The sequence below is a fragment of the Thiocapsa sp. genome (genome assembly GCF_022340925.1).
In the GTDB taxonomy this organism is placed as follows: Bacteria; Pseudomonadota; Gammaproteobacteria; order Chromatiales; family Chromatiaceae; genus Thiocapsa.
Window position 1 is genome coordinate 25,982 of sequence record NZ_JAJDNA010000030.1, and the last position, 26,228, is coordinate 52,209.

Consider the following 26,228-nt stretch of genomic DNA (forward strand, 5'->3'; position numbering starts at 1 on the left):
AAGGTTTCAATCTCTGAAGTTGGTGAACTGAATCGGCAGACCCCAGTCCTCGCCGCGCAGCAGAGCGATGGCTTCCTGCAGGTCGTCACGTTTCTTGCCTGTGACCCGCACTTGGTCGCCCTGGATCTGGGCCTGGACCTTGAGCTTGCCGCCCTTGATCGCCTTGACCATGCGCTTGGCGGTCTCGCTGTCGACGCCTTGTTTGAGCGCGATCTCCTGACGCGCGGCGCTGAGGCTTGACACCGGATCACCGGGGTCGAGGCAGGCGAGATCGACTTTGCGTTTGACCAACTTCTGCCGGAGGATATCCATCATCTGCTGCAGGTGAAACTCCTGCTCCCCCGTCATCAGGATTTTTGCGTCGAGCAGCTCGAAGCTCGCCTTGATGCCTTTGAAATCGAAACGGGTTCCGATCTCCCGATTGGCCTGATCCAGTGCGTTGCGGACCTCCTGCAGGTCGAGCTCCGAGACGATGTCAAACGACGGCATAGGGATCCTCTCAATCCGGGGCTGTTGCAGCACAGGGCCGTTATTCTGCGGGAAAAATACGTGGCGCGAAACGCCGCGACGACCCTCAGCCACGCGGATGATGGATCGCATGGAGCTGTTTCAGCCGCTCCCGCGCAACATGGGTGTAGATCTGTGTGGTTGAAAGGTCGCTATGTCCCAAGAGCATCTGAACCACCCGGAGGTCCGCGCCGTGGTTCAGCAGATGCGTCGCGAAGGCATGGCGGAGGGTGTGAGGGGACAAGGGCTTGAAGACGCCCGCCTCCAGCGCGTACCGCTTGATCAGGAGCCAGAATGCCTGACGCGTCATGCACTCGCTGCGGCTGGTGGGGAAGAGATAATCGGTGACCCGCCCGCCCAGGAGCTCGCGGCGCGGGCCCCGGAGGTAGTCGCGCAGCCAGGACACGGCCTCCTCGCCCAGCGGGACCAATCGTTCCTTCCCCCCCTTTCCGACAATGCGGACGACACCCTGGTTGAGGCCGACCTGGCCGGATGTGAGCGTCACCAGCTCGGTGACCCGCAGGCCGCTCGCGTACAGCACCTCCAACATGGTCCGATCGCGGTGCCCCCGCGGCTCGGCCGTGTCGGGTGCGCTGAGCAGCGCCTCGACCTCCGACTCGCTCAGACTCTTGGGCAGAGGGCGACCGAGCCTGGGTGCGTCCAGCCGCGCACTCGGATCGTCTCGAATCACCCCGCGTCGCAGGAGATACTGATAGAACTGGCGGAGACAGGACAAGAGACGTGCGCTGGACCTTGGCTTGCGCCCGCGCTGCGAGAGCACGACGAGATAGTCGAGCAGATCGACCCGCTGCGCCATGCTCAGGGAGCGCCCGCGCTCCCTTGCGACCCAGTCGGCGAAGGCCCTGAGATCAGACTGGTAGGCCGAGAGCGTGTTCGGACTCAGGCCGCGCTCGAGCCAGAGGGCGTCGGCAAAACCTTCGATGATCGCGGAGTCGTCAGGCACTGAACCGCATCCGGCACGCTATGCACGGCTCCCGCCCGACCTCAACCTTGCAACGAACCCAAGGGCACGGTGGCAGACCCGGCTGCAGTGCCTGAGTGTTCACAAAGCGAGCCGCGTCAACAACGAAGCTCTCGGTTCCGCCAAGTGCATAGTCTCCGCTCAAAACTTGGTTGTTGCTCGGGACGCGGTTGAGAGGTCGGCGACCCCTTCGTGACGTAACAGCCAACGCTTCACCGCCAGCTTGCGCCCGCTCGAATCGCCGGAGAACCCGCCCAGACCCCGGCTCGCGACCACGCGGTGGCAGGGAACCACAATCGGACAGGGATTGGCACGGCAGGCCTGCCCGACTGCGCGCGGACTGCTCCTGAGCAGTCCTGCGATCTCGCCATAGGTGCGCGTCTTGCCCGGCGGGATCCGACGCAGCTCATCCCAGACCCGCTCTTGGAATGCGGTACCGGCCAAGGCCACCGCCAGGTCAAAGCCGGAGCGGTCTTCGAAGTAGGCGCTGAACTGACGCTGGATGGAGGGCGGCACAGTCGCATACCCGCCCTCGGCGCGCTCGACCGGCGGGTCAAGGTCGACGCCGGTCAAGGTCTCGCCGAGCCAGCGGATGCCGATCGGCCCGAAGGGGGTATCGATCAGAGTCTGCGGCATCGTCTCATCACCTGACTTGGACGCCTTGGCTCGCATAACGCCGAATCTGAAGCTGCTATCTTAATGCGGTGGTGGCCTGCTCGCCATCCTGACCAGAAACCGGCACGCCATCCTGCGCCGGACCTGGCGAAGACGAACCTCTGAACCGCTCGAGCGCGGTTTTTGTCGGATCGCAGGGCGCGATCCGCTGCGCCGAGAGGTCAAGGAATCCGGCGGCGCAGCGTTGCGCATTCGGCGATTCTGTGGATAAGTCTGTGGACGGATGACGCGATCCGCAATCCGAGCGGCCCTGGCACCGCTCGTTGCGTGTCCTTGAATGATCCGTACCGAGAATGGCATTAATTTTTAGAACAGTGGCTTACGATATTCATCGCCCCAATCGATCGAGATCGCCCCGATACCCATGACTTTTCGTTGAACAAACCATGTCCATGTGCACAACCTACCCAGTGTCGAGGCCGGAGCTCCTATACGGATGTCAAGGACCAATCGCTGTTTTTTCTGGCCACCGCCGAGCGGTCCGCGCTTGGACAGGGATGGGTCATGCTCGGTCGGACCGGCAGGGGCCCTGACATGAGCGACAGTGATCGAGATCGGAGTCGGTCCGGCGACCGGTTCTGGGAGAGCACCCCGCTCTCACGTATGACCCGCGGCCAATGGGAATCGCTCTGCGACGGATGCGGCAAATGCTGTCTTGAGAAATTCGAGGATGAAGACAGCGGGGACATCATCTATTCGCGCGTCGCCTGCGCGCTGCTCGATCTGGAGACCTGCCAGTGTCGCGACTACGCCAACCGCGCCCGCCGGATGCCTGAATGTGTGACCTTGGATCCGGCGGAGCTGGAGCGCGCAAAATGGCTGCCTGAGACCTGTGCCTATCGCCTGCTCGCCGAGAACAGACCGCTTCCCGCCTGGCATCCGCTTATCAGCGGCGATCCGGACTCGGTGGCACGCGCCGGCCAAACCCTGCGCGGGCGCGCGATCAGCCCGGGACCCGACACCGACCCGCTGCAGCATCTGATCGACTGGGTCCGCTGAAGGACCGTCTCAGGCGGCTGTCGCGACGGCCCGGGGACCAGCTCCAGGTCCGCGACGAAGCTCGGGGCGCATCCGTCTCAATGCAGCTGGACGTCGAAGCTGAGCCGCTCGTCTGCCCCGATCGGGCGTTTTCGCAGCACCTCGACCGGAAGCGTTTCGCCGGGACGGCGATCGACGAGGGCGATCCGCACGTCGGCGTAGGCCGCCACGGGCTGCTCACCGATCCGCACGATGCGGTCGCCTTCCTTGATCCCGGCATCCTTCGCGCCACTGGATTCAGCAAAGCCCTGGATCCGCGCGCCGCCTTGACCGTTGCTCGATTCCAGCATCACCCCGAGCAATCCGGACGCGGGCAGCCCGATCTCCCGGGGATAAAGGAAGAAATCCGCCGCGGCCGGATCCATCGACCGCTGGGTACCGTTAAGGATGGTCGCCGTCGGGACGTCGATCCGCCGGGTCAACCGCTTGGGGATGCCTTGACCGTACTCGACATGACCCGAGCCGGCGAGCACGATGAGCGTGCGATCCGGGTGCGCCTCGAGGTAGTCGGCCGCACGGGCCGCCATCCCCTCGTCCCAGAGGAGCTGCACCTCGATGAAGTGCTCGATGTCCTGCCCACCGTCGCTCGGGTGCATCGCGAAGACCTTCTCGATGCGTTCCCGATACTTCGGGTCGCTGCGGTCGATCTCGGTGGGAATCCTCGCCCGCTCCTCGTCGGTCAGTCCCGCAATGCCCACCTCACCGACCCGCCGGGTCAGCTCGGCCTCGAGATTCAGGGCGATGACGGGGATGGCCTCCGCGCGCGCGAAGCGCAGGATCGGGCGGTAGAGTCGATAGTCGAAGCGCCAGCGGTCGAAGTACTGGGTGCGCCGAAGAAACTCGCTCTCGCTGATCGCGCCCGCGATGTAGTCATCCACCGCTTCCTGAAAGGGCTGCTGGAAGAACTCCGCAGCGATGGCCAGCGACTTGCCGCGCCGATGCAGACCCTGGATCACCGCCAGTTGATTCAGATGGTCCTCGTAGCGGTCATGGCTCTCGCCGATGAAGACCACCCGACGGTCCGCGATTCGGTCGAGGAGCCCTTGCATGTCCTGGAGGGTGGACAGATCGACGACCCGGGTCTTCGGGTCAGGCTCCTCCTGCGGAACCATTCCGGCGATGGATGTCGCTTGCGACGGGGTGCCCGGCCCGGCGCAAGCGCCGGACACGAAGAAGCCGGCGGCGGCGAACGCGAGAAGGTGGGAATGCGACACGAAAAGGTTCCCCCGTGGTCATGAGCCGACTCGGCCCGCATGTTGATGGACAAGGCGCATGGACATACCGACACTGCCACAGACACGCGCTCGCGCTCCTAACCCGTCGACCAACCGGACCTGACACTGATGCGAAACTTGATCGTTTCAAGCCTGCTGCTCCTCGGCTCGGCCCAGATTTTGGCGGACACGCCGCTCGTCGAGCACCAAATGGAGGTTCGGATCGACCCCGACGGCGGCATTCTCAACGTCCGAGACACCCTCACCCTCCCCGAGGACCGGACCGAGTGGTCGCTTCTGCTCCACTCGGGCCTCGATCCGAAGGTTGAGGCAGGCGATGCCGAGATCACCCCGGCGGGCCGCCTCGAGAACCTGACGCGCTATCGCCTGCGCGTCCTCAAGTCCGGCCCGCTGCGCCTGACCTATGGCGGACGCATCCGGCATGAGCGCGAGCAGATCGCCGAGGGGCTCGGCCGCACACGCGAGTGGTCACGGGGCTCGATCAGCCCGGAGGGCGTCTTTCTTGACGGCGGCAGCGGCTGGTACCCGCGCATCCCGGAGACGCTTCAATCCTTTCGGCTCGAGGTCGAGCTGCCACCCGGCTGGACCGCGGTCTCGCAGGGTGCCGGGCCGGGTGACCCGGCGCGCGGGCGGTCGATCTGGTCCGAATCCCAGCCGCAGGACGACATCTATTTGATCGCGGCACCCTTCGCGCGTTACCAGGCGCAGTCAGCCGGCCTCGAGGCCCAGGTCTATCTGCGTGGCCCCGACGAGGCCCTGGCGCACCGCTACCTCGAGGCAACGGAGGCCTACGTCAGACTCTATTCCGAGCTCATCGGGGCATATCCCTTCGCCAAGTTCGCCCTGGTCGAGAACTTCTGGGAAACCGGCTACGGCATGCCCTCCTTCACCCTGCTCGGCCCCCGTGTCATCCGCCTCCCCTTCATCATCCATACCTCCTATCCCCACGAGATCTTACACAACTGGTGGGGCAACAGCGTCTACGTCGATTACGCATCAGGGAATTGGAGCGAGGGCCTGACCAGCTACCTGGCCGACCACCTGATGCGCGAGCGGAACGGCGAGGGCTGGGTGTATCGGCGCGAGATGCTCAAGAACTACGCCGATTACGTCAGGGACGGCAGCGATTTTCCGCTCGTCGAGTTCCGTGGCCGCCATGGTGCGGCATCACAGGCAATCGGCTACGGGAAGAGTGCGATGCTCTTCCACATGCTGCGTCGCCGACTCGGGGACGAGGTCTTCAAGGCAGGGCTGCGGCGCTTCTACACCGACAACCGGTTCCGCGTCGCCGGCTTTGAGGATCTGCGCAGGGCTTTCGAAGCCGAAAGCGATCAGGCGCTCGGGGGCTTCTTCGAGACCTGGACCCGCCGCACCGGGGCGCCGCGTCTGCGGCTGACAGAGGTGGCCGTCACCCCGCGAGACGGCCTCTTCGAGGTCACGGGTCGCATCGAGCAGACGCAGGGGGATGCGCCTTTCCCGATCCGGGTTCCGGTGCTCGTCCACCAGGAGGCAGGCGACCCCGTCAGCCTCGCCGTGGAGCTCACCAACGCAAGCGGCGACTTCGGGTTGAGTCTGCCTTCGTCGCCTGTTCGGGTGGCGGTCGATCCCTGGTTCGATGCCTTCCGCGAGCTCCTCCCTGGTGAGACACCGGTCGCGCTCAGCAACCTGTTCGGCTCTGAGCGCGGACTCATCGTCCTCCCGGCGGCCGCGCCGACCGCATACAAGCGCGGCTATGCGCTCCTCGCCGAGGCCTGGCTGAGCGGCCACCCGGGCTGGGCGATGCGTCGGGACGACAGGATCCGGGAGTTACCGAGAGACCGCGCAGTCTGGCTACTGGGCTGGGAGAACCGCTGGATCGACCAGCTCAGCGAGCCGGGGCAGGGCTTCGACCTGGACCCCGAGACGCGCCAGGTGCGACTCGCCGGCGAAGACCGGGGCGACGGCACGAGCGCCAGCCCCGTCCTCACCGCCTGGCGTAACGGGCAGCCGATCGGCTGGCTCGCTGCCGCAGACCCGGCCGCACTGCCCGGACTCGCCCGCAAGCTCCCGCACTATGGCAAATACAGCTACCTGGTCTTCACCGGAAACGAGCCGGAGAACCAGGCGAAAGGCCAATGGCCGTCCGGCGATTCCGAGCTGGTCCGGTGGCTCGCCCCCAAACGGGAGCTCCCCCCGCCCGATCTCCCGGCGGCGCTCGTTCCTTGATCGGAAGCCGGTGCCCGATCCTCCGGTCGTTGGCCCGAGGCCGCGACCCGCGGCACGCATTTGGCCCGAGGTGACTCAGCTGCGGCGGGCTCCCGCAGTCGACGCCATGCTCGGGATGGGCATCGCCTTGACCATCATGACTGGGAGCGGCCGGTTCGGCTTCGGAGGGACCAAAGGATGCGTCAACCGATCACCCTAATCGCAGCGGGACTGCCGACCTCGCCAGCTTGGGCGGTCGGGGTCTCGATCAGGCGACACGCTGATAATACAGATTCTGGGGATGCTTGGCCTCGGCGAAAAAGTACCAGCGTTCGGCGAGCAGACCCAGGTACTGGATCGCGAAGGCGAGGATCGGCAGCGTCGGCGAGGCGATGAGGTAGGCGGCGACGATCAGCATGATCGGGACCGGGAACACCAGGGTCAGGAACAGGTTGCGCGCGAAGCGGACCGTCGCCTCATTGCGCCCGTGGAAGAACTCTCGGGTGTTGAAGCTCCCCCCGGTTGCACCCTGGGCCTGCTGGACCACAGCGGTATGGCGAATCCCGATGGCGGTCTGGGCCGAGCTCTTGTGCTGGAGCCGGGCATTGCGCATGAGATGGGCCGCACGCGAGATCAATGCGGCCAGGGTCCAGAACACCGCCCAGGTGCCGAAGAAGGGGACCAGCGGATTGCCGATGTAGGCCGAGTAGGCAGCGGCTAGCATGAAGCCGGACGCCAGGCCCAGAAGCGTGAAATTGGCGACGGTGAAGGGCGAGTGCCATTCCTCGAGGAACTTGACGCTGGCGTAGATCATGGCGGTGGAAACGAAAAGGGCGAAGGCGGCGATGGTCCCAAGCAGGCCGAGGATCAGGGTTGCGTCGACATCGAGTGCCTCGCCGATGGGAAACCAGGGCTGTGTCCATTCCATCCAATGCGCGATGCCGTAGGCGAGCACGAGGGCCATCAGGATCGGGAGGATAATGACCTCACGCGACAACCAGGACGTGCGCCACATGGCGGCGGCCCGCCAGGCCCGCTCAGGTCGTCCGAGATGAAAGAACGAGGCACCCAGACCGACCACCAGCAGCACCAGGGCGACCAGACTTCCGACTGCGTAGAACTGGTCGTCTTGCCTCGGGAGGAAACGGGCGAGGGCATAGAGCTGGCCCGTGTAGATGGCCAGAAACAGGCCCTGACCGGCACCGAGCAGCGTGGTCAGAAAGATGACGGAGAAAGCAGGGTGCATGCGGCGTATCCCTCTATCCTCTAACGATGATCGCGTGAGCATGCCGGCGCAATCGGCCCGGCCTCGAAGGTCGGCGGCACCCGGAGACGCAGCCCGCGGGCGCAGCCGGCGATGGGCACCGCGGCACTACCAAGCCAGGTCGTCCAGGGTCTCCTCACCCGTGTAGGTGGTGAGATCCTCTTTGCGCAATGGGTTGTCGACCCGCGTGAGCTCGTCTGCACTGATATGCATCCGGATCTTTTGACGGGGCAGATAGTGATTGGCCGGCTTGGTGCCCCATTCCGGCATGAGTTGGTAGCCGCCGCGCTCGCGGATCGCCACCGAGACCTCTGAATCTGGATCATGGACATCGCCGTAGAGCCTGGCACTGGTCGGACAGGCCAGGACGCACGCCGGTTGGCGATCGCGATCAGAGAGGGTTGCATCGGTGATGCGATCGATACAGAGCGTGCACTTCTTCATCACCTTCTGCTGCTCGTCCAACTCGCGCGCCCCGTACGGGCAGGCCCAGGCGCAGTATTTGCAGCCGATACACTTGTCGTAATCGACCAGCACGATGCCGTTGTCGGGACGTTTGTGCGAGGCCCCGGTCGGGCAGACCGGCACGCAGGGAGGCTCCTCGCAATGCAGACAGCTCTTGGGGAAGTGCACCGTCTCGGTGTTGGGGAACGTGCCAACCTCGAAGGTCTGGACCCGATTGAAGAAGGTACCCGTTGGACTGGCGTCGTAGGGGTTCTCATCGACCATGGGGCCGGCCCAGCCGGAGGTGTTCCACTCCTTGCACGAGGTCACGCATGCGTGGCAACCGACGCAGACGTTCAGGTCGATGACCAGGGCGAGTTGAGTCATGTCTTAAGCTCTCCGTTGTCGGCCATCCGCCTGGAGCGGCCTTCGACTTGCCGGACCGGCCGATAGGGCCGGACGCCGGCGTTCGGTGCAGGCGGCAGACGGTCACTTCTTCCCGAACACCCCGGCAACGTAGGCCTGCCACTTGCCCCGCCTCGGCTCCTGCCCCGGCAGCAGCGGCATCGGATCGAATTGCGGCGAGGTCAGCCGCGGCTCGTCCGGACCTGCCTTGTAGACGCGCACCCGGACATCGAACCAGGCGGCCTGACCCGTTACCGGATCGGAATTGGACAGATGCGGACCGGCTTCGCAGGGCGGCAGCTCCTCGGAGATGAGATGATTCAACAGGAAGCCCTTCCGGGATTCGTCGGCCTTGGAGCCGAGGCCCCAGGCGCCGTTTGCCTTGCCGATCGCGTTCCAGGTCCACACCGTTCCGGGCTCGACCGCCTCGGAGAACCGGCACATGCAGCGCACCTTGCCGACGGCCGACTCGACCCAGATCCAATCGCCGTCAGCGAATCCGTGCTTCCTTCCGATCAGCGGATTGACGAACAGATAGTTGTGGCTGTGGATCTGGCGCAGCCAGGCATTTTGGCCGTCCCAACTGTGATACATGGCCATCGGACGCTGCGTGAGTGCGTTCAAGGGGTAGCGAGTCGTGTCGACCAACTGGTCTTCCAGCGTGCGGTAATAGAACGGCAAGGGATCGAAATAGGTGTCCACACGCTGGCGCAGTCGCTCGGGCGGCCGGCGCCCGGGCCATTTGCCCTGCGCGGCCAGCCGGAACTTCTGCAGCACCTCGGAATAGAGATGAATGGTAATGGGCTCGGCATACCGGATCATGCCGTGTGCGCGCGCCCAGTGCAGATAACCCTTGTTCCAGTTGCGCATGTACTGGTAGCTCGGGGGCAGCTCATGGTGGAAGACGCACCCGTTCTTCGCATACATCTCCCACTGCTTCGGATTCGGCTCGCCCTTGAGCACCTTGTCGCCGTCCTTGCCCCGCCAGCCGGCCAGGAAGCCGATTCCGGAGCCGGGCGAGGTCTCGTAGTTGACGATGAAGTCGGCGTAATCGCGGAATTTGCGGCGGCCCGCGCCGTCGACGAAGGCGGGGAGCCGCAGACGCGAAGCCAGCTCGATCAGCACATCCTGGAAGGGTCTGCAATCGGCCTTGGGCGGCAGCACCGGAATCCGCACGGCATCCACCGGGCCGTCGTACTCGGAGATCGGGCGGTCGAGCATCGAGAGGGCGTCGTGACGCTCCAGATAGCTGGTATCCGGCAGCACCAGGTCCGCGAACGCCACGGTCTCGGATGCGAAGGTGTCGCAGACGACGAGGAACGGAATCTTGTAGTGCCCCTGGGCATCCTTGTCCACCAGCATCTTGCGCACCTCGCTGGTGTTCATCGAGGAGTTCCAGGCCATGTTGGCCATGAACAGGAATAAGGTGTCGATGGGGTAGGGATCACCGCGCCAGGCGTTGGTGATGACGTTATGCATCAGCCCATGTACCGCGAGGGGGTATTCCCAAGAGAAGGCCTTGTCGATGCGAACCGCCTCGCCTTCGGGATCCACGAAGAGATCCTCGGGCTTGGCGGGCCATCCGAGCGGCATGCCATCGAGCGGGGTATTTGGCTGAACGGCCTCGGGGCCATGCGGCGGCTTGGCACAGGGCGGGATAGGACGCGGGAAAGGCGCCTTGTGCCGAAAGCCCCCGGGGCGGTCGATCGTGCCCAGGAGGGTCATGAGCACACCGAGCGCGCGGATGGTCTGGAAGCCGTTGGAATGGGCGGCCATCCCGCGCATGGCGTGGAAGGAGACCGGGTTGCCGATCACCGAGGGATGCTCATTGTCCCAGCAATCCGTCCATGGGATCGGCAGCTCGATCTTCTGGTCGCGTGCGGTCACGCCCATCTCGTACGCCAGCCGGCGGATGGTCGCCGCCGGGATCCCGGTCGTGTCGGCGGCCCACTCGGGGGTGCAATCCTCCAGCCGCTCCTTCAGCAGCTGGAAGGCCGGCTTGACGGGAATGCCGCCCTCCGCGTCGAGGCGATAGCTGCCCATCAGACGGGGATCGGCGCCTGGGGTATGGGTGCTGATGGGGCCGTCGATGTTGCGATCCCACCAAAGTTTGTTCTCGGGGTCGAAACAACCCTCCTCGACATGCATCTCGGCACGGTAGAACAGCCCGTGATCGGGTCGCGACGGATCGTCGATCACCAGCTCGGCGGCATTGGTGTAGCGGATCAGGAAGTCGCGGTCGAACAGCCCTTGCTTGAGGATCTCGTGCGAGATCGCCAAGAGCAGGGCCCCGTCGGTGCCAGGCTTGATCGGCACCCACTCGTCGGCGATCGCCGAGTATCCGGTTCGAATCGGGTTGATGGAGACAAAGCGCCCACCCCGTCGTTTCAGCTCGGAGATCGCGATCTTAAGCGGGTTTGAGTGGTGATCCTCGGCGGTCCCGATCATCACGAAGAGCTTGGAGCGCTCCAGATCCGGCCCGCCGAACTCCCAGAAGGAGCCCCCGATGGTGTAGATGAGACCCGCGGCCATGTTGACCGAGCAGAATCCGCCATGCGCGGCATAGTTCGGCGTCCCGAACTGCCTGGCGAAAAGACCGGTCAGGGCCTGCATCTGATCGCGACCGGTGAAGAGCGCGAGCTTCTTGGGGTCCTCGGCCCGCAAACGGCCGAGGCGCTCTTCGAGCATCTTCAGCGCCTCGTCCCAGGAGATCGCCTCGAACTCGGCGGCACCACGCTCGGCACCCGCCTTTCGGCGCAGCGGCTTGGTCAGGCGCCCGGGCGAGTACTGTTTCATGATCCCCGAGCTGCCCTTTGCGCAGATGACACCCTTGTTCAGCGGATGCCTGGGGTTGCCGTCGATGTAACGAATCTCACCGTCGCGCATGTGGACGCGAATACCGCAGCGGCATGCGCACATGTAGCAGGTGGTTTCCTTGACCTCGACCTGCCCGATCGTGCTGTCCGAGTGAGCAATGGGATCCTGCATGTGGGCACCTTCGCGGAAGCGTGGCGAGTCAATCACCGCATTCTAATATTTCGGCTCTCGCCGTTTCAAACCTGATGCCAGCCTGGAAAAGTCGCGGCCGAGCATGAGGAGGAAGGGAATCCCGGTTGCCGGGTGATCGGAGGTCAGCGCCGGGAGACTGGAGCGAACAAGGCGGTGGGGCGGGCGTGACCCGCCGGAGGGGTCGCGGACTCGGCCGGGACAGGTGACCGAGGGGCAGATCCTCAAGATCGAATGTCTTGAGGACGCGAGCCTGTCAAGTCGAGACCGGGAGCTGTCGCCTGGAGGGCCGACAGCCCATTTCGGGCGGGGTCGCGAGCTAGGCTGCGGCAGCCAGACCGACCGGAAGCCAGTCGCTGAGTCGCTGCCGCTCTTGCGCGACGTCGATCGCGAAGAAGTGGCTCAGGACTTCCAGGGCCTCGTCCAGATCCTCGCACGGCCACTCGCCGGTCATGCTTCGGAACGTCCAGTCCTCCACATGGAAGCAGCAATGCCCTCCCATGGCGGCGCTCTCAGCGTCATAGCGCAGCTTGAACCCGGTATAGGTCTTGGGATCCCATTTGTAGTAGATCGTTTTTTCGGTTTGGTTGAACATGTCAGGCCTTCTCAGTGAGCTCGATTGTCTGGGTGCCGGCTCCCGTGCGGGAGATCGGTTGAGCTGCTCATTATGGATGACGCGAGGGGAAACGATCCGACAAACCGATGTTTCCTTTTTGTCACACACTGCATCTCATATTTGAAGTCTAGTATCAAAATGCAACAAAGGGCAACCACCAAACCATGTTTTTTTCGCCAAACCGATCACAAAAATAAGAAACTAGCGCGAGACTCAAAGATCGGCGAATCTCGGAAAGGGAGGGCACGGTTGTATTTTTAGCGCCACAAAGGTGCTGGAAGACATACGGGGTCAGTCTGCTGTCCTGGCCAGAGATCAGCAGGGAAAAGCAGAGCCCCTTTCAACTATCTTTAACTTTCAATGCGTTAGGAGAATAACGGTGGCGACACCTCAGTGTACCGCGGTAAGCGCCTATTTTGTCATCGCCGCCGCAAACTGAGTCCAAGCGGATCGTCGGGGTCGACGTGCGACATGAAGGGGAGCTTGCGATCGTTGTGTGTGACCTGGTAGATCAGCCCCATCCAGTTGCCGACGACCCCCTCCGCGCTGTCGTGCCAGGTGTTGTCGAGCTTCCCGATCAGGTGCTGCTCCGGAAAGGCCGGGAGCTCGCGCCCCTGATCCAGGGCGTCGAGGATCCGTTCCTTGTGCTCCTCGAGGATGGCGAGCGACTGCAGCCCAACATAGTGCTCCGGGACCGGTGGGTACTGGTCCCGCTCACCGACGGCGAACCGGTTGACCTCGCGCTTGTACTCCTTCAGCAGGGAGATCATGTCGTACTCGGGGTGTCCCTGGAAGAAGACCTGACGGAAACCGTCCGGACTCACGGCCAGATGGACACCCGCCTCTTCGCTCTCTGCCAGGATATGCAATGCCGCCGCCTCGAACTGCTCCCGGCTGATGTCGTTGAAACGCGAATGCGGCACATCGAAACGGGTGTTGACGGTGCTCACCAGCGGGTGGCTGCGATCGACCACCCGGTGAACATAGACACCCCAGCGCTTCTCCCCGAGCGGCTGGCGTTTCTGCCCGTAACGGAACTGCAGCACCGCATGCGTGGCAAGGCAGGAGCAGAGCGTCGAGCTGACATTCCGATAGGCCCAGTCCACCACCTCGATCAGGGGCTCCCAAAAGGTCTGCCGCGCCAGGTCCGGACCCGTGACATTCGCCCCGGTGATCACCATCGCGTCCAGACCCTCAGCGCGGATCTTGCCGAAAGGCTCGTAGTACCGTTCCACATACGCACGTGTCACGGGTCCTCGCGCAAGCTCCTCGAGTGTGAACGGATGAACATAAAACTGGGCGATCTGGTTACTTTGACCGATCAGTCGGAAGAACTGCCGCTCGGTGGCGGCCAGGGCTGCGTCCGGCATCATGTTCAACAGCCCGATGTGCAGCTCCCGGATATCCTGCTGCAGCGCACGATCGGGCTCCAGAATCTTCTGCCCTTCTTCGCGCAACCGCTCGAAGGTGGGTAGGTCATTGTGTGCGACGAGTGGCATGACGTCCGCGTGTCGGGGCTGGATCACTGCGTCTCTGAAGCGGCGGCAGGCGCCCCCGTCTGCGCGATCGCCGATTCGACCAACTGGAGGAAATCCTGCTCGTCGCGGACCCGCGCGACATCCTCGGACGAGACCGTGTAGCCGTGGGGACGCGCGATCGCCTCATAACGAGGCACGCGGGAATGGAAGAGGCGCGGAAAGACCCAGCGCGTGAAGTCGTTTGGGTCCACCTCGGCCACATAGTGGAGCCCCTGGAGCGACAGATAGTCTTTGATCGCCGCGCGCAGAAAATCGGGACGATAGTAGAGCGGCTTGGGATCGGCCTGCGCCCGTTCGATCAGCTTGATCTCATCCTCCTCGGGCACCCGGATGTAGAGGATCAGGCTGTGTCTGGCCAGCAACTCGATGACGCGTGGCTCGTCGAGCTCGCACAGACTCCCTCCGACATCATTGACCAGATGGGCGTAATTATAGATCGCTTGTGCCTTATGAACGAAATCAGGGACATCGAGCATGGCTGCGATCTCCGCCTCGCGATAGAGCGCCTGGCGACGGCTGAACTCACCGAGCGGAAGACCGCCTAGCTCCGGATTGCCGAGCTTGCCGACGAAGCTGAGGACCGGACCCAGGTCGGTGACCTTGATGTTGTTGTGAATGGCGATCCAGTCGCGGCGCAACAGATCCCGCAGGAACGGATCACGCATCGCGCGAGCCTTGATCAGATCGAGGATATGCTCATTCAGATAGCGGGTCCCGATCCGGTAGTCGCCCGAATAATGGAACCAGTCGTGGCGGCGCAACATCTCCGACAGATGGGTCTTGCCGACCCCGGACATCCCGAGCAGCGTGATGCACTTGTGCCTCCAGCCGCGGAACGCGTCGACCTTGAACTTCAACGGCGGGATCCTCTGAGCACAATCAAAGGTGATCGGGCGGTTGATGGTAGATCAGGAAACGGATCGCGACAAATCCGCCGAGCGGGTCGCGAGAGCCCACCCTCGAAGGACGTGATACGGATGCGCTGCGCGAGCGACAGCATGTCGCCGACTCATGCAGATGCGCCGCGCCGCGCCTCCAACGCCTCCCAGCGCGCATAGGCGGCCTCCAGCTCGGACTCCAGGTCCTGCAGATGCGCCCTGACCGTCGCAACCTCATCGCCCGAGGCCTGGTAAAAGGCGGGATCGGACAGACGCTGATGCAGTCCCGACTGCGTGTTCTCCAGCATCTCGATCCGGCCCGGCAGCTCGGCAAGCTCCCGGGCCTCCTTGAAGCTGAGCTTCCCCGCCCCCGGCGTGACCTTGGTCTGATCGGTCTGTTGGGCAGGGGCCACAGCCGCGGGCTCCCTCTCGGCCGGCGTGGTCTTGAACTCCCCCGACCGCTCGGGGCTGCGTTGACGGACCCAGTCGTCGTATCCCCCGACGTACTCGCACACCCGTCCGTCGCCCTCGAAGACCAATGTGCTGGTCACGACGTTGTCCAGCAGCGCACGATCGTGCGAAACCAGCAGCAGGGTGCCCTGGAATGCCACCAGCAGGTCCTCCAGGAGCTCCAAGGTCTCGGTGTCGAGATCGTTGGTCGGCTCATCAAGGATCAAGAGGTTGGCGGGTCGTGTGAAGAGCTTGGCGAGCAGGAGTCGATTCCGCTCGCCGCCCGAAAGCGCCTTGACCGGCTGACGCGCACGCTCGGGCGTGAAGAGGAAGTCCTTGAGATAGGACAAGACATGGCGACTCGAACCGCCCACCTCGACCTTGTCACTGCCACCCGCGACGTTGTCCTGGACACTCTTATCCTGATCGAGTTGAGTACGCAGCTGATCGAAATAGGCCGCCTGCAGGTTGGTCCCGCGGCGAATCCGACCGGCCTGGGGCTCGAGGTCGCCCAGCAGAAGTCTCAAGAGAGTGCTCTTGCCCGCCCCATTGGGACCGATGATCCCGATCTTGTCACCGCGCAGGATCAGCGTGCTGAGGTCGCGGATGACCGGGGTATCGCCCCACCCATAGCTGATCTCCTCCGCCTCCACCACCAACCGGCCGGAGCGGTCAGCCTCGCTCAGACGCATCCGCGCCGTGCCGGGCAGCTCGCGACGCTCGCCACGCTCCCGGCGCATCGCCTCCAGAGCCCGGACGCGCCCTTCGTTGCGCGTGCGGCGAGCCTTGATCCCCTGCCGGATCCAGGTCTCCTCTTCGGCGAGCTTGCGGTCGAATTGAGCAGCGGCCTGTGCCTCGGCATGCAGGCGCTCCTCACGGCGACGCAGATAATTGGCATAGTCACCGGGCCAGTCGGTGATCCGGCCGCGATCCAGCTCCAGGATCCGGGTCGCGACCCGTTGCAGGAACCGTCGATCGTGTGTGACGAAGAGCAAGGCGCCGGGGAAATCGATCAGAAACTCCTCGAGCCAGTCGATCGCATCGATGTCGAGATGGTTCGTCGGCTCGTCGAGCAGAAGGACATCCGGCTCCATCACAAGGGCTCGTGCCAGCAGGACGCGGCGCTGCAGACCGCCCGAGAGCGCGCCGAAGCGGGCCTCGGGATCGAGCCCGAGGCGCGAGATCACACGCTCGGTCCGCTGCTCGATGGCCCAGCCGCGACCGTCCTCCAGGTGCTGCTGAACCCGTGCGAGGCGGGCGAGGTCGTCCTCGCTCGGGCTGACCCCCAGCCCGTGGGAGAGCGTGAAATAGTCCCGCAGGAGGCCGCCCAGATCGCCGAGTCCAGCCGCCACGACCTCGAACACGGAGCCATCCGCGCCGCGTGGAATCTCCTGCGCCAGGCGCGCGACCTTGACCCCGGCGGACGTCCGCACCTGCCCCGCATCGGGCTGGATCTCACCGTCGATAATCCGCAGCAAGGTCGACTTGCCGGCACCGTTGCGCCCGATGAGACAGATGCGCTCGCCTCGGTCGATGCTGAAGGACACCCCCTCGAGCAGCGGTGGCAGGCCGTAGGACAGGGCGACGGAGTCAAGACTGAGCAGGGTCATCGGTGCCTTGATGTGAATGGGAGACCCATGTGGCGGGCCAATTCGGAAGTCTGAGCATTGCATGTTGGAGAGCGTGACGGGCGTACGCAACCCGCGCCTGCAATTGAGACCCGCCCCGGCGTGGGTCCATGGCTACAAAATGCTCTCCGCGGACTGATGGGTTACACTCCGGCTTGAGGGCAACGCTGAAGCACTCAGCGTTGCCCGTGCGGGGCAAAAACCCCGGGCTGATCACGGCCAGGATGACCATGAATCAGCATCCCCTTCGACGCCTTCGGCATCGACCGACGAGGTTCAGACTACGCACATGGTCAGGGGTGTCACATTGCGCGACGCTTGGTCCGGGGAAGCGGACTGCATCAACTGCTCGCTCCGCACATCGGTCCTGTTCGCCGGTCTGACCGAGACCGACTTCGCGGAGATCCACGACCCGATCGACCAGTTCAACCTCAAGCCCGGTACCAGTCTCTACCGCACGGGCGACGCGGCCGACCACATGTTCACGGTCCGCAGCGGCGTCATGAAGTTGGTCCAGTATCTCCCGGACGGCAGCCAACGTATCGTGCGCATCGCGCGTACCGCTGACGTGCTAGGGCTGGAGGCGATGATCGAGGGCGGCGGATACCAGCACGACGCGGTTGCACTGCAGCCGACCGAGGTGTGCCGCTTTCCTGCCCGGCTGGTGCGTGATCTCGGATGCAGCAAACCCGAGCTGCAGCGCGAGCTCCTCTCGCGATGGCAGCGGGCATTGAGCGAGGCCGACGCCTGGTTGACCGAGCTCTCCACCGGCTCGGCGCGGCAGCGAATCGCGCGACTCTTGCTGCGTCTGGTACGCGACCGCGAGAGCAGCGCCTGCCAGCTGTTCAGCCGCGAGGACATGGGCGCCATGCTCGGGATCACGACCGAAACCGCGAGTCGCACGATCGCTGAATTCAAGCGCAAAAGCCTGTTGGTGGAAACCAGTCCCAACCGCTTTCTGCTCGACATCCCCAACCTCAACCGCATCGCCCAGGAGTGACGCCGGTCAGTGCGTTGACCAATTTCAATGCCCTGAACCGCCTGCCGCGCGCATGGTAATGCAATCTGCGGCGCTCAGCCGCCGCCTGTCCTGTGCCGGAGGGGCCGATGTCGCACACGACCGAGGCGCCACGCCTCAAATACCTCCCGGTCGCCTTTTTTGCGATGGTCATGGGGCTCGCCGGGCTATCGATCGCTTGGCACAAGGCCGCCTCGCGCTTGGGTCTACCCGGTGTGATCGCAGAGGCGATCTTGGCGTTCGCGGCACTGGTCTTCCTAACCCTGCTGATCAGCTATGGGATCAAGTCGTTCCGTTACCCTGCCGCCGTGGCCAATGAGCTGGCCCATCCAATCCAACTCAACTTCTTTCCGGCCATCTCGATCAGCCTCATCCTGCTCGCCACCGCCTCGCTTCACATCAGTCTCGGCCTGGCCGGCGTGCTCTGGGTCTTGGGCACCGCGCTGCACCTCGTCCTGACGCTCTACATCATGAGCGTCTGGATCCATCATGAGCACTTTCAGATTCAGCATGTCAACCCGGCCTGGTTCCTTCCAGTCGTCGGCAACGTGCTGGTTCCGATCGCGGGCGCGCCACTGGGGTTCGTGGAGCTCTCTTGGTTCTTTTTCAGCGTCGGTATCCTTTTCTGGATCCTGCTGTTCGCCATCATCCTCTATCGGGTGTTTTTCCATCCGCCGATCGACCGGCGTCTCATGCCGACCTTTTTTATCCTGCTCGCCCCGCCCGCTGCCGGGTTTATCTCCTATCTGCAGCTGACCGGGGAGCTCGATGCATTCGCACGCGTACTCTATTACGGCGCGCTCTTCCTGACCCTGCTCCTGGCAACCCAGATCGGCCGCTTTCTCAAGCTCCAGTTTTCCTTGTCCTGGTGGGCCTATTCCTTTCCGCTCGCCGTCATGACGACCGCGTCCTTGATCATGTCGGAGCTGACCGGACAAATGAGCTTCACCCTGATCGGTTCGGCGCTCCTGGGGATCGTCACCCTGGTCGTGATCCACCTCCTCGGTCAGACCGCGCGTGCTGTCGGCAGCGGCCGGATCTGTGTGCCCGTCGTATGACCTTGGGGCGCACCCAAACCGGGCAACCGCAATTGGTCAGGTTCAATCATCCGAACGGGAATGCTTGATGAGACAGACCTTGCTAGAAGAGAAGTATCCGATCTATACGCTGGAAATCGGCCGCGACGAGACGGCGTTGGACTCGGTGGATGCAATCTGCCGCTACTTCAGAGACTGCATCGAGGGCCATCCTTCGGCCGTCTTCATCGCCGAGTTCGACCATCTCGCCCACACGCGATCCCTCGCGGAGGGGCAGGTCGGCAAAGGGATCCGCGCGGCGAGGAATCTGGTCTTCTGTTTCGGGATCACCCTTCCGAATCCCCAGGTGCTGGCCCTGCGGCCGCGCTCCATCGGGGTCGCCGAGACCGACCGGGGCTTCGTCGTCACCTTCATGGAGGCACCCATGCCGGTCGCGAACGCGGCCATGGAGGACTGGGCGCTGCGTCTCCGGCAATCCCAAGCGGCACCGGCCTGAATCCACGGGGCCGGTCGCCCTCTCCTTGAATCCATCAGGAAATCGAAACCCATGAGTAATGAGAGCACTTTTGCGGTGTTGAGCACGGGGAAACCGATGCGCATCGCCGTCACCAGCCAGAACTTCCGGACCATCACCGGCCATGCCGGGAAGACGCGCCGTTTTCTCATCTATGAAGCGGATGCCCATGGCGACGCGGCCGAGGTGGAGCGACTCGATCTCCCTCGCGAGATGTCGCTGCACGAGTACCATGGTGAGGATCACCCGCTGTTCGAGCTCAAGCTGAGCGCCATCGTCACCCAGGGTGCCGGACAGGGCTTCGTCCAGCGCATGGCGCGCCACGGGATCCGGGTCCACACCACCAGCGCATCGGACCCACTGCACGCCGTGACCGCGATCCTCGGCGGACAGCCCCTGCCCCCGGCGGCCCCTCATGATCATGCGCATGGTCACGGCGCACACCAGGGAGTGGATTGACGACCGGGCCGTTCCGCTCATGCTGGCGGCGTGTCAAGCGACGATCGGCGCGAGCACCGGCCGACGGGGCGGCCGAAGCCGAAGCGCCGCCCCCTTGCGATTGATCATTTCCGACGTCGCCCGGCGCACTTAGACTAGTCACACAGACGCGCCCGCGTCGCTCAGGCCCTCGGCGACCCTCCCGGTCGGGGACACCGGCCTGAGCGCACGAACGCCGTTCCCCCTTTCTGCTGTCCGACCCAGGGGAGATCGCCATGCTTGACAGCACCATGATCGAGCTTTCGCGGTGGCAGTTTGCCCTGACCGCGATGTATCACTTTCTCTTCGTTCCACTCACACTCGGGCTTTCCTGGATCCTTGTGATCATGGAGAGTGTCTATGTCATGACCGGGCGGGAGATCTACCGGGACATGACCAAGTTCTGGGGCAAGCTCTTCGGCATCAACTTCGCCCTCGGGGTGACCACCGGGCTCACCATGGAGTTTCAGTTCGGCACCAACTGGGCCTATTACAGTCACTATGTCGGCGACGTCTTCGGGGCGCCCCTCGCGATCGAGGGCCTGATGGCTTTCTTCCTCGAATCGACCTTCATCGGGCTCTTTTTTCTCGGCTGGGAGCGGCTGTCCAAGCGCCAGCACCTGGGCGTGACCTTCCTAATGGCGCTCGGCTCCAATCTCTCTGCACTCTGGATCCTGGTCGCCAACGGCTGGATGCAGAACCCGGTGGGCGCCGAGTTTAGCTATGAGACCATGCGCATGGAGATGACCAGCTTCGTGGATCTGCTTTTCAATCCGGTTGCACAGGTCAAGTTCGTGCATACGGCGGCCGCCGGTTACGTCACCGCGTCCATGTTCGTGCTCGGCATCAGCGCCTGGTACATGCTCAAGGGCCGGGACCTGGCCTTTGCCAAACGCTCCTTCTCGGTCGCCGTCGGTTTCGGCCTGGCGTCGATCCTGTCGGTCATCCTGCTTGGTGACGAATCCGGTTACGAGGTCGGGGACGTGCAGAAGGTGAAGCTCGCGGCGATCGAGGCCGAGTGGCACTCCGAGCCCCCGCCAGCCGCCTTCACGCTCATCGGTTTTCCGAGCAACGACGATGAGGAGACCCACCGCGCGATCAAGGTCCCCTGGCTCTTGGGTCTGATCGCGACGCGTTCCCTCGACCAGGAGGTCAGGGGGCTTAAAGACCTGCTGCACGATCACGAGATCAGGATCCGCAGCGGCATGGTCGCCTATGAGTACCTGCAACGCCTGCGCGGCGGACAGGACACCCCCACGAACCGCGCGGTGTTCGAGGACCACAAGGCCGATCTCGGCTACGGTCTCTTGCTCAAACGCTACACCGAGAACCCGGCCGCGGCCAGCGAGGAGCAGATCCGGATGGCGGTCAAGGACTCGATCCCCGAGGTCGCCCCGCTCTTCTGGAGCTTCCGCGTGATGGTCGCGGCCGGCTTCTGGATGCTCTTCCTGCTGATTCTGGGCTTCTATTACAACGCCAAGCGGGTCATCCAGGAGAAACGCTGGCTGCTGCGCCTCTTCCTTTGGAGCATCCCGGTCCCCTGGATCGCAGCGGAGACTGGCTGGTTCGTCGCCGAGTTCGGCCGCCAGCCTTGGGCGATCGGCGAGGTGCTGCCAACCAGCATCGCGGCTTCGAGCCTCTCACCCGGGCATCTGATGATCAGCCTGTCGGCTTTCATCCTCTTCTACACCGGACTCTTCATCATCGAGATGTTTCTGATGTTCAAGTTCGGGCGCCAGGGACCCAGCTCGTTGCATACCGGCCGCTATCACCATGAGCGGGACATGGCGGACGCGCCTCCGGTCGCCGGCGGCGGCCCGGCACCCGCGCTCGCGCCGCAGCGACATCAAGACTGACCCGGGGGGACAGGCCATGATCATCGACTACGAAGTCCTTAAATTCATCTGGTGGATTCTGGTCGGCGTGCTCTTCATCGGCTTCGCCATAACCGACGGCATGGACATGGGCGTGGGTGCCCTGTTGCCTTTCATGGGAAAGACCGACGCCGAGCGGCGCGTCATCATCAACACCATCGGCCCCCACTGGGACGGCAACCAGGTCTGGCTGATCACGGCCGGCGGTGCCATCTTCGCCGCCTGGCCCCTGGTCTACGCCAGCGCCTTCTCCGGATTCTATTTCGCCATGCTGCTGGCGCTCTTCGCCCTCTTCTTCCGGCCGGTCGGCTTCGACTATCGCAGCAAGATCGAGGATCCGCGCTGGCGCAATGCATGGGACTGGGGGCTCTTCATCGGTGGCGTGGTTCCCGCGCTGGTATTCGGGGTCGCCTTCGGCAACCTGCTGTTGGGTGTGCCCTTCCATCTCGACGACATGTTGCGCCCCTTTTACACGGGCAGCTTTTTCGGGCTATTCCACCCATTCGCCCTCCTGGCCGGCGTCCTGAGCGTCACCATGCTCACCATGCACGGGGCAGTCTGGCTCCAGGTGCGGACCGCCGAGCCGATCGCCTCGCGGGCCAAGGGCGCGGTCAGACTGTTCGCATGGGTCAGCATCGCCGTGTTCGCGCTCGCGGGGGTCTGGTTGATGCTCGGCGTCGACGGCTTCCGGGTCGTGTCGATGCCGGCGCTGGATGCGACGCCCAACCCCTTGACCAAGGAGGTGGTGCAGGAGTCGGGGGCCTGGTTGGCAAACTACGTCAGCTATCCGTGGACACTCGGATTTCCGGTCCTCGGCTTCGTCGGCCTCTGGATGACCCTGAGGCTCGCCGCAAGCGATCGCCCGGGACTCGGCTTGGTGACCAGCAGCCTGGCGCTGACCGGCATCATCCTGACAGCCGGCGTCAGTCTTTTTCCCTTTATCCTGCCCTCCAAGACCGATCCCAACAGCAGCCTGATCGTTTGGGATGCCGTCTCGAGCCATCTCACCCTGACGGTCATGTTCTGGGCCGCGCTGATCTTCATCCCGCTGATTCTGGCCTACACCACTTGGACCTACGCCAAGATGTGGCGCCGGGTGACAGTCGAGGAGGTCAAGGAGCAGGAGCACCTGGCCTATTGAGCTCGGGAGGCGCTGAAAGGCTCGGCGCATTCGGCGCCACCCCGAGGTGCCGCCATGTTCGGTCGCCTGAGCGGCCGAGAGTGATGGAATGGCGAAAACGGGTTTCGCCGTTCGGTGCTGATTTCCCGGCCAGGTTGGCCAATCAATCAGCGTCCCCAGGATCGGGCCCAGGGTCGCCTCCGTTAAGAGGCCAAGCGCCCCGGACCTTCGATCACCGAGAGGGCCTTCGCATGTGGTATTTCGCTTGGATTCTGGGTGTGCTGCTGGCGCTCGCCTTCGGCATCATCAATGTGATGTGGTACGAGTCCGAGCAGTGTCTCGGACAACCCGATGATCACGAGCCCGGCACTTAGGGAGATGGGATGAATGGCCATCCTGGCCATGTTCCGCTCAGGGCTGCCTGCACTGGGCGGGAAACGCTGAAGACTTGAACGTTTCCTTAGCCGATCGGCAGTCCACGCAGGCTCAAGCTGGAGAGGGGCATTGGACCGCCCCATCCGAGAGGAGACGGGTCCGGAGCGGGGAGAACCTCTTCGCATTGAATGCGCTGCATCGATTGAGACGCGCGCGGATGCTTCTTGGCTAAAGGATCCCCTCCGCTCGGTCGCAGCTACTCGGCCCGGCGACCCCAACCCTTCAACCCCTGGGAGGGAGGCTGAGCGCGACGCTCCGTGCGCATCCTCAGTCGCTGGCCCTCCCGTGCCTGTTGTTGCTGGATCAGGCGTCCCTGGATCCGGCGCTCAGCAGCCCGGTCGTCGAGTCCGCCCTGTCCACCCGTCTGGCTCGTCTGTCGCTCTACGCGTCGTAAGGTCTGAAGCTCGCGCTCCTCCTGCATGAATGTCTCGCGAAGGCGGATTGCGTCCTGCCGCTCCAGAGACTCTCGCCGAGCCGACTCGGCGCGCGTGATCGGAGCCACCTGCTGTCCAGCATCCCACTGATCCCGCTGCAGACGCAGCCAGCCGGCGGCGGCGCGCTGTGAATGAGCACCCGCGGCGCGTGCAGACTCCGTCTCGGCAGCGGGCGAACAGGAGATCGTGAGCGTCGCAATGGCTACAAGATGACAGGCGAGGTGTCGCAAGCATCGCACCATTGCGGTGCGAAAAGGGCTGCCTGAGCCTGAAACCCGTGCGTGACTCACCTGGAAACCTCGACCACATCGACCCGCATGTTCATAACAAATTGTTTTTTTGCAGTTCAGGAGCAGGCCGCGAAGCTGGCATCCAATCTGCTAATTAGATCATGAGACAGACGCTTCCGTTCATTCGGTTTCGTTCTCTGACCTCCTCAGTGGTGATTCGCCCCGCGCCCGCGGGGTTTTTTTTGTCCGGAACGCGGCAAGCCCGCGTTCAGAACGAAGCCCGGACTGGAAACGGGTATCGCAGTCACACGGCCGAGACTCCGCACCGTCACCAGACCCATACTCGAACGTCGACACATGCGGTGGGCTCGCCGTCCGGCGCAGAGTCTGTGCGGCCGCACCCTCACAGGACCGACTCGTCCCGTGAGGGAAGCGCCGAAGAATTCTGCGCTCTCCATGCTGATTGTCGGCCAGGACGGCCGATTGATCAGCGTCTCCTGAGGTGGCGCTCGGCTCGCGCCAGGTCGGCCACGGTGTCGACGCCGGGTCCAGGCTGAGTTTCCGCGATCGCCACATGGATGCGCTCGCCATGCCAAAGAGCGCGCAATTGTTCCAGCGACTCCGCCAACTCCAATGGTGCGGGTCTCCAAGTCAGGTAACGTCTGAGAAAACCTGCACGGTAGGCGTAGAGTCCAATGTGGCGCAGGAAGCTGACCGTCGTCGGCAGTCCTTCGGACGCCCCGAGGGACTCGTCTCGGTGCCAGGGGATGGGCGCGCGCGAGAAGTAGAGTGCAAAGCCACCGGCGTCGGTCACCACCTTGACCACGTGCGAATCGAAGAGCGTCTCGCGATCACGGATCCGACTGGCGAGGGTCGACATGCCCAGGGCGGGAATGATCGCGAGATCACTTGCCACCTGGTCGAGCAGTCCCGGCGGCACACCGGGCTCATCGCCCTGAAGATTGACGACCACGACATCGTCGGCCCAGCCCCGCCGCTCGACGACCTCGGTGATGCGGTCGGATCCGCTGCGATGCGTGGCCTGCGTCATGACGACCTCAGCGCCGAAACCGCTGCAGGCGTCGGCGATCCGCTGATCATCGGTCGCGACCAGCACCTCCTCGGCAGCGCTTTCCCGGGCACGCTCGACCACATGCTGGATCATCGGCTTGCCGGCGATCGGCAGGAGCGGCTTGCCCGGAAGTCGGGTCGAGCCGTAGCGCGCGGGGATCACGACCTTGAAGCCACAGGGACCGCTAGCCATTGCGCAGGGCCTCCAGCCTCGCAAAGAATTGATCGACGAAGGCCGCTTCCAGGTTGGCCTCCACGGGAATGTACCAGTGATCCTCGCCCGCGACACGCGCGCACTTCACCGCATCCTTCTCCGTCATGAGCACGGGGCCGGCTGGCCATTCCGCAAGGTCGGATGCGGAAAACGGATAATGATCCGGATAGGCCCGAGGCCGGATGGCGATCCCAAGGCCTCGGAGCATCGCGAAAAAGCGTTCAGGGTTTCCGATCGCGGCAACCGCGAGGACGTGCTCGCCCGCGAAGTCCGCGATGGGCCGCATCCGACTGCGGTCGCGCAGATTAACCGCCGCGCCCGGAATCAGCTCCATCCGATGGCCGCCGCATGGATCGCCGCCATTGCTCAAGACGAAGTCGACCGAGCGCATGCGCCCTTTGGGCTCCCGCAAAGGACCTGCCGGAAGGCAGCGTCCGTTGCCGAAGCCGCGCGCCCCGTCGACGACGACGATCTCGATGTCGCGGGCCAACCGAGAGTGCTGCAGCCCGTCGTCGGCAAGCAGGACGTCTACGCCGCCCTGGTCCAGCGCCAGCCTCGCCGCGGAGGCGCGGTCCGGGCCCGCCACGACCGGGCAGCCGCTGCGGCTCGCAAGCAACACAGGCTCGTCCCCGAACACACCCGGATCGGCGCCCGGAGGTACCAACCGAGGCCACGATGACGCCCGGCCGCCATAGCCTCGGGTGATGATCGCAGGTGTCCAGCCCCGGGCCTGCAGCAGATCCGCAAGACGCAAGACTGCGGGGGTCTTGCCCGTTCCGCCCACCGTCAGGTTACCCACCACCACCACCGGTACCGGCAATCGCGCGCTTGCGAGCCAGCCCGCGCGATAGGCGAGGCGGCGCAGCCGAACGACGAGGCAGTAGAGCCAAGAGAGGGGCAAGAGCAGCAAACCCAGAGGGTGTCGGCCATACCAGATCGGGGTGGGGTCCATGG

At 64.1% G+C, this 26,228-nt stretch carries 23 protein-coding genes; 9 read left to right on the top strand and 14 right to left on the bottom strand.

Annotated elements, in window-relative coordinates; translation table 11 throughout:
- Window positions 1-6: 6 nt before the first annotated feature.
- The 3 genes from LJE61_RS04185 to LJE61_RS04195 all read right to left on the bottom strand — a co-directional run bounded on the left by LJE61_RS04185 (window position 7) and on the right by LJE61_RS04195 (window position 2,125).
- Window positions 7-489 (bottom strand): YajQ family cyclic di-GMP-binding protein, encoded by a 483-nt coding sequence (locus LJE61_RS04185; RefSeq protein ID WP_296915011.1) that lies wholly within the window; start codon window positions 487-489, stop codon window positions 7-9.
- An 85-nt stretch (window positions 490-574) separates the two neighbouring features.
- Window positions 575-1,471 (bottom strand): site-specific tyrosine recombinase XerD, encoded by an 897-nt coding sequence (xerD, locus tag LJE61_RS04190; RefSeq protein ID WP_296915009.1) that lies wholly within the window; start codon window positions 1,469-1,471, stop codon window positions 575-577.
- 159 nt (window positions 1,472-1,630) lie between these two features.
- A complete protein-coding gene (locus LJE61_RS04195; RefSeq protein ID WP_296915007.1) occupies window positions 1,631-2,125 on the bottom strand; it encodes a methylated-DNA--[protein]-cysteine S-methyltransferase in 495 nt (164 codons plus the stop codon).
- A 573-nt stretch (window positions 2,126-2,698) separates the two neighbouring features.
- On the opposite strand from LJE61_RS04195, the gene LJE61_RS04200 reads away from it, so the two are divergent.
- The gene (locus tag LJE61_RS04200; RefSeq protein WP_296915005.1) at window positions 2,699-3,163 is read left to right on the top strand and encodes a YcgN family cysteine cluster protein; all 465 of its coding nucleotides are present in this window, start codon (window positions 2,699-2,701) and stop codon (window positions 3,161-3,163) included.
- 77 nt (window positions 3,164-3,240) lie between these two features.
- On the opposite strand, the gene LJE61_RS04205 is transcribed toward LJE61_RS04200, so the two are convergent.
- Window positions 3,241-4,416 carry a ChaN family lipoprotein gene (locus LJE61_RS04205; protein WP_367114905.1) on the bottom strand — a complete coding sequence of 392 codons (1,176 nt, stop codon included), beginning with the start codon at window positions 4,414-4,416 and terminating at the stop codon, window positions 3,241-3,243.
- 129 nt (window positions 4,417-4,545) lie between these two features.
- Between LJE61_RS04205 and LJE61_RS04210 the strand changes: the two genes are divergently transcribed.
- Window positions 4,546-6,642 carry a M1 family metallopeptidase gene (locus tag LJE61_RS04210; RefSeq protein ID WP_296915002.1) on the top strand — a complete coding sequence of 699 codons (2,097 nt, stop codon included), beginning with the start codon at window positions 4,546-4,548 and terminating at the stop codon, window positions 6,640-6,642.
- Window positions 6,643-6,889: 247 nt separating this feature from the next.
- Here the strand turns inward: LJE61_RS04210 and soeC are convergent, their stop codons facing one another.
- From soeC to LJE61_RS04245, 7 genes are all read right to left on the bottom strand, one after another.
- Window positions 6,890-7,867 carry a sulfite dehydrogenase subunit SoeC gene (soeC, locus tag LJE61_RS04215; RefSeq protein ID WP_296914999.1) on the bottom strand — a complete coding sequence of 326 codons (978 nt, stop codon included), beginning with the start codon at window positions 7,865-7,867 and terminating at the stop codon, window positions 6,890-6,892.
- Window positions 7,868-7,993: 126 nt separating this feature from the next.
- Window positions 7,994-8,716, bottom strand: coding sequence for a sulfite dehydrogenase subunit SoeB (gene soeB / locus LJE61_RS04220; RefSeq protein WP_296914996.1), 723 nt, complete (start codon window positions 8,714-8,716; stop codon window positions 7,994-7,996).
- A gap of 102 nt (window positions 8,717-8,818) precedes the next feature.
- Complete coding sequence (gene soeA / locus LJE61_RS04225; protein ID WP_296914993.1) at window positions 8,819-11,722, bottom strand: sulfite dehydrogenase subunit SoeA; 2,904 nt, start codon at window positions 11,720-11,722, stop codon at window positions 8,819-8,821.
- 337 nt (window positions 11,723-12,059) lie between these two features.
- Window positions 12,060-12,335, bottom strand: coding sequence for a hypothetical protein (locus LJE61_RS04230; protein WP_296914990.1), 276 nt, complete (start codon window positions 12,333-12,335; stop codon window positions 12,060-12,062).
- A gap of 440 nt (window positions 12,336-12,775) precedes the next feature.
- Window positions 12,776-13,855 carry a homoserine O-succinyltransferase MetA gene (gene metA, locus LJE61_RS04235; RefSeq protein ID WP_296914986.1) on the bottom strand — a complete coding sequence of 360 codons (1,080 nt, stop codon included), beginning with the start codon at window positions 13,853-13,855 and terminating at the stop codon, window positions 12,776-12,778.
- Between the two features lie 23 nt (window positions 13,856-13,878).
- On the bottom strand, window positions 13,879-14,751 hold the full coding sequence (locus LJE61_RS04240; RefSeq protein WP_296914983.1) for an ATPase: 873 nt from the start codon (window positions 14,749-14,751) through the stop codon (window positions 13,879-13,881).
- Window positions 14,752-14,903: 152 nt separating this feature from the next.
- Window positions 14,904-16,832, bottom strand: a complete 1,929-nt coding sequence (locus LJE61_RS04245) for an ATP-binding cassette domain-containing protein (protein WP_296917541.1) — start codon at window positions 16,830-16,832, stop codon at window positions 14,904-14,906.
- A 307-nt stretch (window positions 16,833-17,139) separates the two neighbouring features.
- Here LJE61_RS04245 and LJE61_RS04250 point away from each other — a divergent pair, with 307 nt between their 5' ends.
- From LJE61_RS04250 to cydX, 7 genes are all read left to right on the top strand, one after another.
- Window positions 17,140-17,850: a Crp/Fnr family transcriptional regulator gene (locus tag LJE61_RS04250; protein WP_296914977.1), complete on the top strand. Its 711-nt coding sequence runs from the start codon at window positions 17,140-17,142 to the stop codon at window positions 17,848-17,850.
- A gap of 107 nt (window positions 17,851-17,957) precedes the next feature.
- Complete coding sequence (locus LJE61_RS04255) at window positions 17,958-18,926, top strand: SLAC1 anion channel family protein (protein WP_296914975.1); 969 nt, start codon at window positions 17,958-17,960, stop codon at window positions 18,924-18,926.
- 67 nt (window positions 18,927-18,993) lie between these two features.
- Window positions 18,994-19,401, top strand: a complete 408-nt coding sequence (locus LJE61_RS04260; protein ID WP_296914973.1) for a DUF6858 family protein — start codon at window positions 18,994-18,996, stop codon at window positions 19,399-19,401.
- A 96-nt stretch (window positions 19,402-19,497) separates the two neighbouring features.
- Window positions 19,498-19,878: a NifB/NifX family molybdenum-iron cluster-binding protein gene (locus LJE61_RS04265; RefSeq protein WP_296915070.1), complete on the top strand. Its 381-nt coding sequence runs from the start codon at window positions 19,498-19,500 to the stop codon at window positions 19,876-19,878.
- 254 nt (window positions 19,879-20,132) lie between these two features.
- Window positions 20,133-21,752: a cytochrome ubiquinol oxidase subunit I gene (locus tag LJE61_RS04270; RefSeq protein ID WP_296914970.1), complete on the top strand. Its 1,620-nt coding sequence runs from the start codon at window positions 20,133-20,135 to the stop codon at window positions 21,750-21,752.
- 16 nt (window positions 21,753-21,768) lie between these two features.
- Entirely contained in the window at window positions 21,769-22,911 is a 1,143-nt protein-coding gene (gene cydB / locus LJE61_RS04275) for a cytochrome d ubiquinol oxidase subunit II (protein WP_296917543.1), read from the top strand.
- Window positions 22,912-23,141: 230 nt separating this feature from the next.
- Window positions 23,142-23,264 (top strand): cytochrome bd-I oxidase subunit CydX, encoded by a 123-nt coding sequence (gene cydX, locus LJE61_RS04280; RefSeq protein WP_296914965.1) that lies wholly within the window; start codon window positions 23,142-23,144, stop codon window positions 23,262-23,264.
- A 257-nt stretch (window positions 23,265-23,521) separates the two neighbouring features.
- On the opposite strand, the gene LJE61_RS04285 is transcribed toward cydX, so the two are convergent.
- The 3 genes from LJE61_RS04285 to lpxK form a co-directional block, all read right to left on the bottom strand.
- Window positions 23,522-23,827, bottom strand: a complete 306-nt coding sequence (locus tag LJE61_RS04285; RefSeq protein ID WP_296917545.1) for a hypothetical protein — start codon at window positions 23,825-23,827, stop codon at window positions 23,522-23,524.
- 649 nt (window positions 23,828-24,476) lie between these two features.
- Window positions 24,477-25,253 (bottom strand): 3-deoxy-manno-octulosonate cytidylyltransferase, encoded by a 777-nt coding sequence (gene kdsB / locus LJE61_RS04290; protein WP_296912444.1) that lies wholly within the window; start codon window positions 25,251-25,253, stop codon window positions 24,477-24,479.
- Window positions 25,246-26,226, bottom strand: coding sequence for a tetraacyldisaccharide 4'-kinase (gene lpxK, locus LJE61_RS04295; protein ID WP_296917547.1), 981 nt, complete (start codon window positions 26,224-26,226; stop codon window positions 25,246-25,248). The genes kdsB and lpxK overlap by 8 nt, the downstream gene beginning before the upstream one ends.
- Between the last annotated feature and the right edge of the window lie 2 nt (window positions 26,227-26,228).

What these genes read in the sequence shown, in the direction of transcription:
- soeC (WP_296914999.1), bottom strand. Translation starts at nt 7,867, where the DNA reads ATGCACCCTGCTTTCTCCGTCATCTTTCTGACCACGCTGCTCGGTGCC.
- LJE61_RS04270 (WP_296914970.1), top strand. Translation starts at nt 20,133, where the DNA reads ATGCTTGACAGCACCATGATCGAGCTTTCGCGGTGGCAGTTTGCCCTG.
- LJE61_RS04245 (WP_296917541.1), bottom strand. Translation starts at nt 16,832, where the DNA reads ATGACCCTGCTCAGTCTTGACTCCGTCGCCCTGTCCTACGGCCTGCCA.
- soeB (WP_296914996.1), bottom strand. Translation starts at nt 8,716, where the DNA reads ATGACTCAACTCGCCCTGGTCATCGACCTGAACGTCTGCGTCGGTTGC.
- LJE61_RS04255 (WP_296914975.1), top strand. Translation starts at nt 17,958, where the DNA reads ATGTCGCACACGACCGAGGCGCCACGCCTCAAATACCTCCCGGTCGCC.
- soeA (WP_296914993.1), bottom strand. Translation starts at nt 11,722, where the DNA reads ATGCAGGATCCCATTGCTCACTCGGACAGCACGATCGGGCAGGTCGAG.
- LJE61_RS04200 (WP_296915005.1), top strand. Translation starts at nt 2,699, where the DNA reads ATGAGCGACAGTGATCGAGATCGGAGTCGGTCCGGCGACCGGTTCTGG.
- LJE61_RS04195 (WP_296915007.1), bottom strand. Translation starts at nt 2,125, where the DNA reads ATGCCGCAGACTCTGATCGATACCCCCTTCGGGCCGATCGGCATCCGC.
- cydB (WP_296917543.1), top strand. Translation starts at nt 21,769, where the DNA reads ATGATCATCGACTACGAAGTCCTTAAATTCATCTGGTGGATTCTGGTC.
- metA (WP_296914986.1), bottom strand. Translation starts at nt 13,855, where the DNA reads ATGCCACTCGTCGCACACAATGACCTACCCACCTTCGAGCGGTTGCGC.
- LJE61_RS04185 (WP_296915011.1), bottom strand. Translation starts at nt 489, where the DNA reads ATGCCGTCGTTTGACATCGTCTCGGAGCTCGACCTGCAGGAGGTCCGC.
- cydX (WP_296914965.1), top strand. Translation starts at nt 23,142, where the DNA reads ATGTGGTATTTCGCTTGGATTCTGGGTGTGCTGCTGGCGCTCGCCTTC.
- lpxK (WP_296917547.1), bottom strand. Translation starts at nt 26,226, where the DNA reads ATGGACCCCACCCCGATCTGGTATGGCCGACACCCTCTGGGTTTGCTG.
- LJE61_RS04230 (WP_296914990.1), bottom strand. Translation starts at nt 12,335, where the DNA reads ATGTTCAACCAAACCGAAAAAACGATCTACTACAAATGGGATCCCAAG.
- LJE61_RS04260 (WP_296914973.1), top strand. Translation starts at nt 18,994, where the DNA reads ATGAGACAGACCTTGCTAGAAGAGAAGTATCCGATCTATACGCTGGAA.
- LJE61_RS04265 (WP_296915070.1), top strand. Translation starts at nt 19,498, where the DNA reads ATGCGCATCGCCGTCACCAGCCAGAACTTCCGGACCATCACCGGCCAT.
- LJE61_RS04210 (WP_296915002.1), top strand. Translation starts at nt 4,546, where the DNA reads ATGCGAAACTTGATCGTTTCAAGCCTGCTGCTCCTCGGCTCGGCCCAG.
- LJE61_RS04250 (WP_296914977.1), top strand. Translation starts at nt 17,140, where the DNA reads ATGGTCAGGGGTGTCACATTGCGCGACGCTTGGTCCGGGGAAGCGGAC.
- kdsB (WP_296912444.1), bottom strand. Translation starts at nt 25,253, where the DNA reads ATGGCTAGCGGTCCCTGTGGCTTCAAGGTCGTGATCCCCGCGCGCTAC.